Source organism: Cognatundibacterium crateris, assembly GCF_010078235.1.
GTDB classification, from domain to species: Bacteria; Pseudomonadota; Gammaproteobacteria; order Burkholderiales; family Burkholderiaceae_D; genus Undibacterium; species Undibacterium crateris.
The window spans coordinates 26991-43117 of record NZ_JAABOS010000003.1 but is presented as its reverse complement, the minus strand read 5'-3'; the positions used below and the strand labels follow the sequence as shown (position 1 = coordinate 43117).

Annotated in this window: 4 protein-coding genes; all 4 read left to right on the top strand. The window is 51.9% G+C overall.

Annotated elements, in window-relative coordinates:
• Window positions 1-656: 656 nt before the first annotated feature.
• The 4 genes from EYB48_RS06290 to EYB48_RS06275 all read left to right on the top strand — a co-directional run bounded on the left by EYB48_RS06290 (window position 657) and on the right by EYB48_RS06275 (window position 16065).
• The gene (locus EYB48_RS06290) at window positions 657-6188 is read left to right on the top strand and encodes a fibronectin type III domain-containing protein (protein WP_162019473.1); all 5532 of its coding nucleotides are present in this window, start codon (window positions 657-659) and stop codon (window positions 6186-6188) included.
• Between the two features lie 1049 nt (window positions 6189-7237).
• Complete coding sequence (locus EYB48_RS06285; RefSeq protein WP_162019472.1) at window positions 7238-13003, top strand: alpha-2-macroglobulin; 5766 nt, start codon at window positions 7238-7240, stop codon at window positions 13001-13003.
• The gene (pbpC, locus tag EYB48_RS06280; RefSeq protein WP_162019471.1) at window positions 13000-15336 is read left to right on the top strand and encodes a penicillin-binding protein 1C; all 2337 of its coding nucleotides are present in this window, start codon (window positions 13000-13002) and stop codon (window positions 15334-15336) included. Before EYB48_RS06285 ends, pbpC begins: the two co-directional genes overlap by 4 nt.
• Before the next feature lie 327 nt (window positions 15337-15663).
• Window positions 15664-16065 carry a hypothetical protein gene (locus EYB48_RS06275; RefSeq protein WP_162019470.1) on the top strand — a complete coding sequence of 134 codons (402 nt, stop codon included), beginning with the start codon at window positions 15664-15666 and terminating at the stop codon, window positions 16063-16065.
• Window positions 16066-16127 lie beyond the last annotated feature (62 nt).

Sequence of the window (16127 nt, the reverse complement as noted above, 5' to 3'; positions counted from 1 at the left end):
GGGTGGCGTCAATCGCAGATTGCTAAACGTTCAAATAAACAACATTTCCCTAAAAAAATAAAATTTGACATGTCAGCGTGATGTCCGGGATTCACAGTGTTTTCCTGTGTTTTGCATAGACGATAAGTATTTAACATGTAAATAAGAAATATTTTTGCCTGGCTAAGCGCAGAAGCATTGCCAAACTAAGGGATAATGTGCATTGTCAAAAATTGTGAAATCGCATTTCCCAATAGACAATTAAAAGTTGCTTAAAGGCATAACTTTTGGGCAGTACCAATTCCTGTCCCAGCTCCACCCTTATTTTGGTCATAGAGAGATACCCGTTTATGAATCAGCTCCTGCGCAGATCCGTCCACTTGTTCAAGTCATTTTCACAGTGCCTGTGTTTATGCATGATGGTGATGTTATTTAATCTGATGGCTGTGAACGATGCCGCGGCGGTTTGTACCCTGACCTTTAACATCACTGGTGATGCAAATGTAACGACCTTAGGATCGGGTGCGGGTACAGTTTATAGGCGTGAGTTTACACCCACGGAGTATGCAAATTGCGATCCGCGCGATTCACTTAATAATCATAATGACCGATGGGGTATCTCATCGGCAAGCGGTGGTTTCGATCCCTCTCCTGTCGCTGGTAACAACGGGTCAAGTTTGTATCTTAATCTAGAGACTACGAATTTCGATTATTTTGAATTCACCATCGGTAACGCGACCACCGATCAGTATTTTGATTACTATACCTATAACGGAGGCAGCTGGGTCAATCTGGTTACCGTGCACGTGATCGTGTCTGCACCGAAATCCAACCAGACCATTACCTTTAATAATCCCGGTACCAAGAATTTTGGTACAACGCAGACGCTGAGCGCGAGCGCCGACTCGGGTTTGCCGGTCACTTTCAGCAGCACCACTACTGGCGTGTGCACCGTCAGCGGCAGCACGTTGACTTTCGTGACAGCAGGTACCTGTACGATCAATGCGAATCAGGCTGGTAATGGCAGTTACAATGCCGCAACGCAGGTACAGCAAAGCTTTGCTGTCAACGCTATCGCGCCGGGTGCGCCTGCTACACCAACAGCGACCGCAGGTAGTACTACCGCCAGCGTGAGTTTTACCGCACCGGCTTCGACTGGCGGTTCAGCGATCACCAGCTATACCGTGACCGTGGTTGAGACTGGTGCGACCTTCGTCGCCGCCAGCAGCCCGATCAGTGTGACAGGTCTGACCAATGGTACTGCGTATACGTTTACAGTCAAGGCAACCAATGTCGCGGGTACCGGTACAGCCTCGGCCGCATCGACGGCAGTGACACCAAAGACAGCACAGACCATTACCTTCAATAATCCAGGCACCCAGAACTTTGGTACGACACCGACGCTGAGTGCCAGTGCCAGCTCGTTTTACCCGGTGACTTTTACCAGCGCTACCACTGGCGTGTGTACTGTCAGCGGCAGCACATTGACTTTCGTGACAGCAGGTACCTGTACAATCAATGCGAATCAGGCAGGTAATAGCGTCTTCGCAGCCGCAACTCAGGTACAGCAAAGCTTTACTGTCAACGCCGTCGTACCGGGTGCACCGGCTGCACCAACGGCAACAGCGGGTAGTACCACAGCCAGCGTGAGCTTTAGCGCACCGGCATCGAATGGTGGTGCGGCGATTACCGGTTACACCGTGACCGTGGTAGAGACTGGCGCGACCTTTGTTGGTGCCAGCAGCCCGATCAGTGTGACGGGCCTGACGAACGGTACTGCGTATACGTTTACGGTGAAGGCAACCAACAGCGCGGGCACAGGCACGGCGTCGACCGCTTCGACGGCAGTCACACCGAAGGCCGCACAGACTATTACCTTCAATAATCCAGGCAGCCAGAACTTTGGTACGACACCAACGCTGAGTGCCAGCGCCAGCTCGACTTTGCCGGTGACGTTTACCAGCGCCACGACCGGTGTGTGTACCGTCAGTGGTACTACACTGACGCTGGTGACGGCTGGCACTTGTACCATCAATGCGAATCAGGCTGGTGATGCCGCCTTCGGCGCTGCAACCCAGGTACAACAGACGTTTGCGATTGCCGCTGTGGTACCAGGCGTACCAACAGCTGCCAGTGCAACGGCAGGAAATACATCTGCAACGGTCACATTTACCGCTCCGGCATTTACCGGTGGCGCAGCCATCACCGGCTATACCGTCACTGTGAGTCCGGGTGGCGCGACCTTCAGCGGTGCAACGAGTCCGATCAATGTGACTGGTCTGATTAACGGTACGACCTATACCTTTACCGTCAAAGCGACTAATAGCGCAGGTAACGGTACGGCATCGACCGCAACGAATGCGGTCACACCACTCGCCTTACCGGGTGCACCGACCGGAGTAAGCGCAACTGCAGGTGATACCACAGCCAGCGTCAGCTTTAGCGCACCGGCATCCAATGGTGGTGCCGCGATCACGGGCTATACCGTCACAGCCAGCCCTGGCGGCGCAACGGCAACTGGCACGTCCAGCCCGATCAGTGTGACGGGTCTGACCAACGGTACTGCGTATACATTTACTGTAACAGCGACTAATACAGCAGGAACCGGCACGGCATCGACCGCCTCAACAGCGGTCACACCAAAAACAGTACCGGGCGCGCCAAGCGGCGTGAGCGCGACAGCGGGTGATACCACCGCCAGCGTGAGCTTTACGGCACCGGCATCGAACGGTGGTGCGACCATCACCGGCTATACCGTGACAGTGAGCCCGGGCGGTGCGACCTTCAGCGGTGCGGCGAGTCCGATCAATGTATCCGGTCTGACTAACGGTAGCGCCTATACCTTTACCGTGACAGCGACTAACAGCAGCGGCACAAGTCTGACCTCGGGCGCCTCGGCTGCGGTGACGCCTAAAGGTAATCAAACGATAAGCTTTACGAATCCAGGTAGCCAGAACTTTGGCAGCACACCGACGCTGAGTGCCAGCGCCAGCTCGACTTTGCCGGTGACGTTTACCAGCGCTACGACCGGTGTGTGTACCGTCAGTGGTACTACGCTGACGCTGGTCACGGCTGGCACTTGTACCATTGAGGCGAATCAGGCTGGCAATGGCAGCTACAATGCCGCGGCGCAGGTACAGCGCACTTTTGCGGTTGCCGCCGTGGTGCCGGGTGCACCAACTGGCGCGACAGCAACCGTGGGCAATACTTCTGCCAGCGTCGCATTTACTGCGCCAGCCTCAAATGGTGGTGCAGCTATTACTGGCTATACCGTCACAGTGGTGGAAACAGGTGCGACCTTCAGCGGTGCAGCGAGTCCGATCAATGTGACCGGTCTGACTAACGGTACTGCGTATACCTTCACCGTGAAAGCGACTAACAGCGCGGGTACTGGCGCGGCATCAAGTGCATCGGCCGCAGTGACACCGCAAGTCGTACAGACCATTACTTTTAACAATCCCGGCAGCCAGAACTTTGGTACGACACCGACGCTGACGGCAAGCGCCAGTTCCGGCCTGAGTGTGAGCTTCACCAGCGCCACGCCTGCCGTATGTACGATCAGTGGCAACACACTGAATCTGGTCAGCGCTGGCAACTGTACGATTAACGCGAATCAGGCTGGTAATGCCAGTTACAATGCCGCGGCACAGGTACAGCAAACTTTTGCGATTACTGCCGTGGTAGCAGGTGCACCGACCGCCGTTAGCGCAACTGCGGGGAATGCTGCAGCAACGGTCACATTCACGGCACCGGTATTTACCGGTGGTGCGGCGATCACCGGCTACACCGTTACCGTGGTAGAGACAGGTGCGACCTTCACCGCCGCCGCCAGCCCAATCAACGTGACGGGTCTGACTAACGGTACCGCATATACCTTTACCGTTAAAGCGACCAACAGCGCAGGTAGCAGCAGTGCATCGGCTGCATCCGGTGCGATCACACCTAAAGCCAGCCAGACGATCAGCTTCACTGCGCCGGCCAATGGTGTTGTGGGTGGCGTGGTGAATGTGACGGCAACGGCCAGTTCCGGTTTGCCGGTCAGCTTTAGTTCTGTGACTTTGCCGGTTTGTACAGTGACAGGCTCCAGCGTCAATCTGATCGCAGCCGGTACATGTACGATCAATGCAGATCAGAGTGGTAATGCAAGCTTCACAGCTGCAAGCCAGGTTAGCCGTTCTTTCACGGTAGGTTCTATGCCAGTCCCAGTGCTGAGCTTCGCTCAGGCAGGTCCTGTGCAAATCACTTTAGGCAATAGCCTGAACAATGCAGTGACATCGACTTTGAGCGGTGGCAGCTACGGTGCAATTAGCTACAGCAGCAGCAATGCAGCGGTTGCGACCGTCGATGCAACTGGCAAAGTAACACCGGTTGCCGCAGGCAGCGTCGTGATCACCGCAACGCAAGCGGCAGTGACCGGCATCAACGCGCAGGCTGTGGCCAGTTATAGTCTGACAGTGGGTAAAAATGCGCAAGCTGCATTGACTCTGACAGCAGACAAACTGGCGATCTTCAAAGTTACAGGTAAAGCTACGCTGACTGCTTCCGGCGGTTCTGGCAGCGGTGCGGTCAGTTTTGCCATCAGCTCCGGTGCCTGCAGTTTGTCCGGTAATGTCTTGTCGGCTGGTAGTACAGCAGGTAACTGTGTGGTGACTGCGACCAAAGACGCTGATGCGAATTTCAGTGCGGTCTCGGCCAGCCTCACGATACAGATTCAGAATCTGACGGCAGCCAGCGTAACGATAGGTACTACGCAGTCTCAGGTACTGGATGGGGTGCCAGTCACACTGACGGCAGCGGTTACGCCGGCAGCTTCTACCGGTACCATCAGCTTTATGGATGGATCGGTGAACCTGGCAACGGTCACGTTGACGAATGGTTCAGCCTTGCTGGTCGCGAAAAACCTGGCCGTTGGTGTGCATACCATCACTGCGGTGTACTCGGGTGATGCGGTTACTGCGCCAGGCAATAGTGTAGCCATCACGGTGACGGTCGGTAAGCGTCCTGATCCGGCGGTTGATCCAGTGGTGAAAAACACAGCAGTCGCGGCAGCCAATATCAGTCAGCGCTTTACTCAGGCACAGATGACGAATATTTACAGCCACGTTCAGGTTCTGCACCATGACTTTTCGATCAAGAACCGTTTTGGTATCAGCTTTAGTGCTCCGGGTCTGGATATGTTCCGCATGGCGGCCAACAAAATCTCTGAAAACCTGACTGCTAATAAAGACAGCTTCGGCAACGATTTGTATCGCCTCAATCCGGCCGATGTACGTCTGGCCAAGGCACCGTTTGCCAAAGATGAAGCCGTGCATAAACTGACCGACAGCGAGGAAGAAGAAGCACCTAAGAATGACGAGTGGTTCCAGATCGCTGGCAAACCAGTTGGCATGTGGACTGCGGGGAATATCGACTTCGGTGGTATTGATGCCGCTGATGGCAGCCGTACCAAGTTCTCCAGCTCGGGTCTGACTATCGGTATGGACATGATGTGGAATCCTAAACTGATCGTTGGTCTGTCCGTTGGCTATGCACGCGATAAGGCCACTATGGATAACTTTGGCAGTGAAAGTAAATCCAAGCAATGGTCGGGTATGTTGTACGGAACGTATAAACCAGAGAAGGAATGGTTTATCGATGGTATGGGTGGTATCGGTAAGGTCAATTACGATAATCACCGCTGGGATGACGTGAATAGTCAGCTGTTGGCAGGTGAGCGTACCGGACAGGTCAGTTTCATGTCGCTGACGCTGACCCGTGATCTGAAGGTCGCTAAAGATCTGCATATTCAGCCATTCGGACGTTTCGATGTATTGCATACCAAACTGGATGCATACACAGAACGCGGCAGCGTGCTGGCACTGACACTGAATAACACCAGCAGTGTAACGACGGCATTTACCGGTGGTCTGAACTTCGCCAAAGATTTCTACCTGGACTTTGGCCAGATCACACCATCGCTGAAACTGCAATGGCGTCACCGTACCAGCGGCGAAATGAACCAGTCTATGTATTACACGGATCTGGGTGCCGGCAGCACCAACTACAATGTACTGGTAGTCGGTTTGCCGGAAGACATACAGTCTGTTGGTCTGGGACTGAATGTGAAATCGCGCCGTGGCATCACGACCAACTTCAGCTGGCTGGGTTCTATGGGTGCCCACACCTATCGTGCCAACAGCTTCCGGGTGGATTTCCGACTCGGGTTCTGAGGTAGCAAAGCCAATAAAAACACCAGCTCACGGGCTGGTGTTTTTTTTGGTGCTATGGCACTGTAGTGCTGACATCGTTCGCCAACAGGTATGCGAAAACCAAACTCCTGCAGACTTGCTTAACGAAGGCGTCGACGCAATCAATAGCAACATTGAAAATTCATCAAAGACCCTCAGCATTCTGCGCTTTCCCGCCAAAATTATTCACTCTTGGTCGCGATCAAACACTTCATCGATGCACACAATGACTACCTCATCATTAGGAATGATTTCCGCCTCATATTGGCAATCACCCGAGGATACTTACGGCAAGGTATGACGAAACTTCGAGTTTTGACGTGCCGATTTGGTTTCTAAAATCTGGTTCTTGCTGTCCCAACTTATTTAACTTTGGTCAGTTTGGCACATCAGGGCTCTTTTTGTGCCTGCGCATCATGAGGCGATGTTTGCGGTAAATAGGTGCTGGGTTCTTGGGGGATTTTTTGTTTTTTCTGGGAAAAGTGTTGTACTACTGATGTTGCAATAATTTCATGTAATTAGGGTGAAAATTGTGATTGTGCTGATAAGATGCGGAAGAATACTCTGGTTAGGTGCCTTGAGTTTCCTCTCTGTGCACAGAGGTCTTTCTCAGTCGCTCCGCGAGTGAGAAAGACCTATTCCTGGAAAAAATCGATATGCAGGCGATGAGAAAACAACACTCGCACAGAGAGCATACTGGTACACTGAATTGACAATAGTTTAATTTTTAACTGAGGCTCTTTCCTATGAATCGGCTCAACCAAATCGTAAGACGTGTGGCCGGGATGCTGTGGTTTGGCATCCTTTTGATTGCTGAGCCATTGCTGGGTTTACTCGGTGCACTGATTGGACGTTGGCAAGCGCCCAACTGGCTACACGCAGTTAGCGATAGAGTTGCCCCGACCGCTAGACGGGTAGGGAATTGGTCTGCGCAACATGCTGCGGCCTCATTTTTGATTGTGTTGTTCCTTCTAACGGCGGCAGCATTTCCGCGCTTACAAAAAATTGATTGGCGCGGCAAATGGTTGTCTATGCAAAGCGTGCAACCAGATCGTGCGCAAATTCTCAATTCTGATGTTTCAGTTAGTGATCCAACGCCCGCAGATCTGGAGAATGGTGGCAAATCGCAGCCGGTGGCTTTGCGGTTTTCTGGCCCGGTCGCGCCCTTGAGTCTGATCGGAAAAGAAGCGAAAGACATCAGCATTTCTCCAGAGATCAAAGGCAAGTGGATGTGGGTTGCTACCAATCGTTTGGAGTTTACGCCGAATGAAGAATGGCCCGTTGATGTGGAATACCATGTCAGCATAGGTAGCAAAGCCTTGGCGGCCCATGTGCGAAGTCAATCGGAAGTGTCGTTTCATTCGCCGCGCTTTGAGATGAAAATCAACGAGGCGAGTTTTTACCAAGATCCGGTGCAATTGAGTTCGCGCAAGGCAGTGTTTGAACTGATTTTTTCACATCCGGTGATGCCAGAAAGTTTGGAAAAAAATTTGGAATTGATTGTCGATGGCGATGCGAAATCGATTTTTCAAAAACCAGAAGATGGGAAAAAGCTGATCGTCAATTTTGATAAATTTCGTTTGCGTGCAACCGTGATGTCCGAATCCTTGCGTATACCCGCACAGACCCTGAGCATGGCACTAAAAATCAAGTCTGGTGTGCGGGCGCAAGCGGGTGGCAATGCAATCAAAGACGACACGCTCAGAGACGTGTCGATACCTGGTTTGTATAGTTTAGATATCGCTGAAATGAAGCAGTTGATCGTGACCGGTGATAATGGCGACCCAGAAAATGTACTACAGATAACGACAGGCATGGCGGTCAACGAAAAAGAAATGGCGCGTTCGATCAATGCGTGGTTGCTGCCAGAATCGCATGAGGGTCCTGAAGGTGAGACGCAAGTTTGGGGCGATCCGACAGAGGTGACTGAAGCAATCTTGAAAAAAGCACCAGCGGTCGCTTTGCAGGTGCTGCCATCGGAGCGCGAGAATCATGAAACGCATGCCTTCAAATTCGTAGCTGAACCAGGTCGTACTTTGTTCGTCAGAATTAAGAAAGGCCTGCGCTCCGCTGGCGGTTATCAACTTGGCGTCCAGCGCGATGAACTGTTCCGTATCAAACGCTCAGCGCCGGAACTTAGCATCATGAGTAAAGGCTCTTTGCTGGCTTTATCAGGTGAAAAAAAACTGCCGCTCATCATTCGAGATTTACCTGGTGTGCGTGTTGAGATTGGTCGTTTATTGCCACAACAATTGCAGCATTTGGTTACGCAATCGGGTGGAGATATGACCAAGCCTGAGTTTTATTCTGGTGTCACACCCGATAGTTTGACCGAGCGTTTCGAGAAGAAGATTCCACTCAGTTTAAAGTCAGGAAAAACCCATTACGAAAGCGTGAATTTTTCGGAGTATTTGAAAGCCGACAATACGGATCGACGCGGCATTTTTATTTTGACGGTGCAGGGGTACGATCCGGCCGATACTAGCGCGGGCAGTAGCGAAGCGCTTGATCAACCCAAATATGACGGTTATGAAGGTTACGAACGGGAAGGTGAAAACCTCGATGCCGATGTCGAAAGAGTTAACCCGACCACCATGCGTGATCGTCGCTTGGTGATTGTGACTGACCTAGGCATTATCGCAAAACAAGCACTGGATGGTAGTCGTGATGTGTTCGTGCAGTCGATTCAAGATGGCACTGCGGTGGCCAATGCTAGCGTGGAAATTTGGGGGCGCAATGGTTCAGTGTTAGTGAGCCAAACCACAGATACTAATGGCAGCACACATCTTCCTAGCCTGGCTGGATTTATGCGCGAAAAAATGCCGGTAGTGTTGGTGGTGAAAAAAGCAGGTGACTTGAGTTTCTTGCCGCTGAATCGACAAGATCGTAATCTGGACTTATCACGCTTTGATGTGGGTGGTTTGCATTCCAGCGGTTTGCCAAATCAAATGACGGCCTATCTGTTTTCAGATCGTGGCATGTATCGTCCTGGCGATACCATGAACATCGGCATCGTTGCCAAGTCTTCCGGTTGGGCGCAGAAGCTGACCGACTTGCCGGTCGAGGCTGAAGTGATCGATGCGCGTGGTTTGGTCGTGCGTCGTCAAAAACTAAAACTTGGTGTGGGCGGCATGGCAGAATTTTCGCATGCGACGCAAGATAGTTCGCCGACCGGTAACTACACTATCAATTTGAATTTGGCACGCGAGACGACTGCTGCCGCGCTAAGTAATGCGGAATCGCCTGCACTGCGTTTGGGTAGCTTGACGGTGAAGGTGCAAGAATTTATGCCAGACCGTATGAAAGTGGCGGTACATTTGTCACGCGAAAATGGCAGCGAGGGTTGGATTTCACCAAAAGAATTGAACGCAAGCGTCAATGTACAAAATTTATTTGGTACGCCCGCACCGCAACGACGTGTCGAAGCTAGCTTGAGTTTGTCGCCAGCTTATCCAGCGTTTGGTAGCTTTGCTGATTACAATTTCTTCGATCCTAGTCGTGCCAAAGAAAAATTCCAAACTGACCTAGCCAAAGCTAGCAGCGACGCGCAAGGTAATGCGCAAATCGCACTTGGTCTGGAACGTTATGCGCAAGCGACTTATCAATTGCATTTGTTGGTGAAAGCTTTTGAGCCAGAAGGTGGTCGCAGTGTCGCAGCAGAGACCACGGCTCTGGTATCGGATCGCGCTTACCTGGTCGGCTATAAAGCCGATGGTGATTTGAGTTTTGTAAATCGCAATAGTTCGCGTAGCGTGAACTTCATCGCGATCGACTCTAAAGCAAAACGCACCGCCGTCGGTAAATTGAAATTGGTGCGTTTGGAAAGGCGTGTGGTATCGGTCTTGGTGAAGCAGCTGAATGGTTTGTATCGCTATGAGTCGAAACCGACAGAAACCGTATTGAGTGAAGCCCCTTTTGACATTGCGAATACTGGTAAGAGCACTTTGTTAGCGACGCAAACACCAGGCAATTTTGTATTGCAGGTACGTGATGCCGATGACTTGGTGTTGTCGCGTGTCGAGTACAGCGTGGCGGGTACGGCAAATGTGTCGCGTTCTTTGGATCGTAATGCTGAGCTGCAATTATCTTTAAACAAAAAAGATTACAAGCCGGGTGAAGAGATCGAAATCAGCATCCGCGCGCCTTATGTAGGGGCGGGCTTGATCACGATAGAACGCGAGAAAGTCGTTACGCATAAATGGTTCCGCGCCACCGGTACCGCATCGCTGCAAAAAATCACCTTGCCCAAAGATTTTGAAGGGAATGGGTACGTCTCGGTACAGTTTGCGCGTGACCTCGCTTCAAATGAAATCTTTATGAGTCCCATGAGTTATGGCGTGGTGCCATTTGTGACCAACCTCGGTGCACGCACCAACCCGATCAAATTAACTGCGCCTGCTTTGGTCAAACCAGGGCAAACGGTGAAGATGGTACTCGAATCGAAAGTGCCTTCACGCGCCGTGGTGTTTGCGGTGGATGAGGGTATCTTGCAAGTGGCGCGTTATCAAAATCCTGATCCGCTCAAATTCTTCTTCCAGAAAAAAGCCTTGGAAGTTAGCACGCAGCAGACCTTAGATTTGATCCTGCCAGAATTTAAAAAACTGATGAACTCGGCCGCGCCAGGTGGTGATGCGGAAAGTGCCGTCGGTAAAAATCTCAATCCATTCAAACGCAAAACCGATAAACCTGTGGTGTATTGGTCAGGAGTGGTCGATGTTAATGGCAGTAAAGAGTTCAGCTATACCGTGCCAGAGAACTTCAACGGCAGTTTGCGCGTCATGGCGGTGGTAATTAATGACGATACCGCAGGTGCGGCGACCACCAGAACAGCAGTTCGCGGCGATGTGATCTTGCTGCCGAATTTGCCGGTGGCGATCACACCTGGCGATGAAGTGGAGATCGGTATTGGTGTTGCGAATAATTATGTCGGTGCAGGGAAAGATGCGCCGGTCACATTGGGCTTGACCGTGACCGATGGTTTAGAAGTCATTGGCAATGCGCAGCAAGTGTTGAAGATTTCGGAAAAATCGGAAGCGTCGACTAAATTTGTCGTGCGCGCCAAAGCAGGAGAAAAAGCGGTACTCGGGTCGGCCAGCGTGATCTTCACTGCACAAGTCAAAGACGCCAAGGCGCGACTGTCGACGGATGTCAGCGTGCGACCTGCTTCGCCCTTCGTCACGCTAGTGCAAACCGGTATTTTCAAAGGCAAAGGTGAGTTGACTTCACAAGCCAATATGTATGTCAATTTCAAACGCAGCGAAGCGGCGATTTCTGCTTCACCGTGGGCGTTCACTAGCGGTTTGGTGCAGTACTTAGATGTCTATCCTCACGGTTGTACCGAGCAAATCACTAGTCAGATTTTCCCAGCTGTCTTGATCGGTACGCAGGCTGCCTTGGCCAAGGAATTATTGCGTGGGTCTGGTAACGTGTCATTGCCCGATCCGCGTAAGAGCTTGGATCGCTACCTCGCATTGGTCAGGGCACGTCAAACTGCCGACGGTGGATTTGCGATGTGGCCGGGCGCGGGTTCGGATATGTTTGCGACGACCTATGTCGTGAATCTGTTATTAGAAGCGAAGGCGCATCAACTCGCGATACCGAATGATTTGCTTCAACGAGCCAATCAGTATTTGCAAAATAGCTTGGCGCAAAATTCTAGCTATCGATACATTTGGCGCACCCAAGCTTACTCAGCGTATTTGTTGACGCGCCAAGGTATCGTCACCACCGCAGCATTGACGAATTTACGTGAAGCACAGCGGAAAGATTTGCAGAGTGCACGTGACAGTCGGGAACGCAATGAGATCCTCAGTGATCTCGGGGCTGTGTATCTGGCAGCGAGTTATCAGATGTTGAAACAAGATGCGCTTGCCAAGGAATTGGTGGAACCTGCAATTACCAAGCTTCAAGATGCGTCTGATTATCGCCGCAGTTGGTATTGGGATTACTACTACGATCCGCTGGTGCATAGCGCGTCGACGGTGGCGATCATCGCCAAACACTTCCCACAGAAAGTCAAAGATTTGCCGCGAGCTTATTGGGAACGCCTAGGCAATATCGTGCGTGATGGTTACTATCAATCGCATTCTGCTTCAGTCGTGATGTTAGCGGTCGATGCCTATGCTACGGCTGCAGCACAATCTGCTGCGGGTAAAGTGGAACTAGCTGCAGTCGATGCCAAAGGTGTCAGCAAGGCCATGGAATTGCCGAAACAATTTGCGTTGGCCGCATTGAAATTGCCACCTGATACAGCGAAAGTGAAGTTGGGTAATCAAGGTGATTTGCCTTTGTTCTATTCATGGGCAGAATCTGGTTACGAACGCGCATTGCCGAAAGAAGCCAAGTCGCAGGGTATGGAAATCATTCATGAGTTTTTGAATGCCAAAGGTGTGGTGGTCGATCAAGCGCAATTGGGCGAGGAAGTGACTGTGCGGGTGCGGGTACGTTCCACTGAAAAACGCAGTTTGCCATCGGTCGCCTTGGTCGACATTTTGCCCGGCGGCTTAGAGCCAGTCTTGAGTTCACCGTCGGATGATGACTCCCCAGATACACCACTGTGGCGTCGCCGTTTAGGTGGTAAGAGTAGCTGGAATATTGACTACGCCGATATTCGTGAAGACCGCGTGGTCTTCTACGGCAATGTCTATGGTGACTGGATGGAAGTGACCTATAAGGCGCGTGCCACCAACATCGGTAATTTTGTGGTGCCGGCGGCGTACGGCGAAGCGATGTACGAGCATCGCGTGTTTGGACGATCAGCAGGTGCATCCTTCAAGGTCACGCCAGCGAGTCAATGAGTCTACTTTTTTTTAACACCCGGTGGCGGCGCATAGGATTTTGTGCCGTCGTCATCGCGCTGACTTTGTGCGTAATTCGACTGTGGCCGAAAGACCCATTGGCGCAGCATTTTCCATCCTCGCGTACCGTGTTCGCGGCGGATGGGGAATTGTTGCGGCTGACTTTGGCCTACGATGAACAATATCGTTTATGGACGCCGCTGACGCAGATTGCGTCGCCTATGCAAGAAGCAACTTTGCTTTACGAAGATCGCTGGTTCTATTGGCACCCGGGTGTCAATCCGTGGTCTTTATTGCGCGCCAGTGTTTCGACTGCGACCGGGTCGCGTCGCATCGGCGGTTCCGGCATTAGCATGCAATTGGCGCGACGTGTGTATCACATCGATAGTCGCAGTATTACGGGGAAGTTAAAGCAAGTGCTTGGCGCGGTATGGCTAGAGCTGTGCTATAGCAAACGTGATATTCTCGAAGCCTATTTGAATAGCGTGCCATATGGCGGCAATGTCGAAGGCGTCGGTGCGGCTAGCATGATCTATTGGCACAAATCGGTGCGTGATTTAACCGTGCCAGAGGCGCTGAATTTGGCGGTGATTCCACAAAATCCGCGCAAACGGGTAGGCAATATGCGAACCAGCGAAGCGCAAAATATCGACACCCCTGCACTGATTGCGGCTCGACAGCGCTTAGCCGATTTATGGCAACAACGCCATCCCGCTGATGCCCGACTGTTTAATGCAAATGCGCTCGCATTGCCCTATCAGCGACGTGCCAGTTTGCCGTTTTTGGCGCCGCATTTTGTCGACTATGTGTTGCAAGAAACTAAGCAAACTAGCTTGCACACCACGCTCGATGTCAAAACACAGAAGCTGATGGAAAGCTTGATGCGCGACTATGTCAAAGCGCGCGCGGATATGGGCATCCGTAACGCCAGCGCGATCTTGATCGACGCCAGTCAAATGCAAGTCAAGGCGCTGGTTGGCTCGGTCGACTATCATGACTCGACAATCGCAGGTCAGGTCAATGGCGTGCTAGCGCGACGCTCACCAGGTTCGGCCTTGAAGCCCTTCATTTATGCCTTGGCGCTCGATCAAGGTTTGATCCATTCTGCTTCAGTCCTGAAAGACGCACAGAGTAATTTTGGTGCCTTCGCGCCAGAAAATTTCGATGGTCGATTTAGTGGCCCGATACCGGCACATCAAGCCTTAATTCGCAGTCGAAATATTCCAGCGGTTGATTTGGCCTCACGATTGAGTCGCCCTAATTTATACGATTTTTTAAAACTCGGCGGCGTGCAAAAGTTGGCATCAGAATCGCACTATGGTTTGGCCTTAGCGCTCGGTGGCGTGGAAATTAGTATGGAGGAATTGGCGGTCTTGTATGCCAGTTTTCTCAATCAAGGCGAGTGGCGCGGGCTGCATTATTTCGCGGACAAGGCATTAGAAAAAAGTATGCCGATCACGCTGTTGAGTCCAGAGGCCGCGTTCATTACGGTCGATATGCTACGGCAAAATCCACGTCCTGATACCTATGCGCCGGCGCGCCCGGCAATCGCTTGGAAAACCGGTACCTCGTGGGGTTTTCGCGATGCCTGGACTGCTGGTGTGTTTGGGCGCTATGTCTTGGTAGTATGGTTAGGGAATTTCGATGGCAGCAGCAATCCTGCCTTAATCGGCGTCGAAGCTGCCGCGCCTTTATTTCTGCGTATCGTCGATGCCTTGCGTGCTGAAAAACTCGATAAAGGCGAAATGGCGAGTACGCAGCCGGAAAATCTCAAGAAACTTGAAGTCTGCGTCGCTAGCGGTGATTTGCCGAATGCCGAATGTCCGGTCACGGGGCCAGCATGGTTCATCACCGGTAAATCACCGATACGACAAAGCAATTTGCATCGCAAAGTTTTGATCGATTCCCGTACCGGCAAACGCGCTTGTCAAGCTGGTCCATTCACGCGGGAAGAGGTGTTTGAATTCTGGACCTCGGACATGCTGAGCCTGTTTAAGAAAGCCGGTATGCCTTTGCGCAAATTACCGGAAGGAAGTTGCCCCAATGACGAGGTCAACCTGGCGCAAGATGCCGCGCCTAGCATTATCAGCCCCTTACGCGGCGTCAGCCATGTGCAACGTGCGACACGTCAAGAGGCTATCTATCTGCGCGCTGAGTCGGGATCTTTGGGCGGAAAATTGATTTGGTTTGTCGATGATTCTCCGCTTGGGCAAACTAAACCCGGTGAGGCATTGGCGTGGATACCGCCGAAAGCAGGGCGCTATACGATACGTGTCTTGGATGGCGATGGATTATCCGACAGTCGACAAGTCTCGGTGGTAGCTAGCGATTGAGTTGGAATCGTACTCATTCTGTTCAAATCGGTACTTGATGAGAATTCGCAGGATGGCGATTCAAGATATTCCAGTAAATACATTTTTTATGACAGGGCTGGGCTAGAGCGATTGCTTGGCTATTGTGTTAGTCCACCATTATATGAGCTGGCTGGGACCGATGGGCGCACGCGCTTATCGTGCAAACAGCTTCAATGTAGATCTGCGCTTCGGATTATGATCTGGTCTGAACCGTGCCGTGTCAGACAAAACACCAGCTCACGGGCTGGTGTTTTTTTTGGTGCTATGGCACTGTAGTGCTGACATCGTTCGCCAACAAGGACAAGCATGCATACGCTGCTGAAAAAACTCAACTGGAAACAGCAGGTGCCGACTGTGATTCTGCACGCGGATGCAGCCCAGCTGGCGCTGCTGGATATACCTGCCGCTCATCCCTGCCTATTGCAAGTGGAAGCGCTGCAGCCTGCGCGGTTTTTCATCGTATTCGCGGCGACCCGGCAGCGTCTGGAGCAGGCACTGAGCGCTATCCTGCCGCAGGCAGAAGGTGATGCGATTTTATGGATGGTCTATCCTAAAAAGAGTTCAGCTTTGTATGCAGGTGAGCTGAGCCGGGATCATGGCTGGGACAGCCTGCGGGCGGCGGGCTGGGATACGGTGCGTCAGGTCGCTTTTGATGAAGACTGGTCCGCACTGCGCTTTCGCCGACTTGGTTTTATCGGTCAGTCCTGAGATGTAGCAGCGACCAAAGATACCAGAAAAAATCAGACAGTTTCTATGAAGGGGGTAAGGAT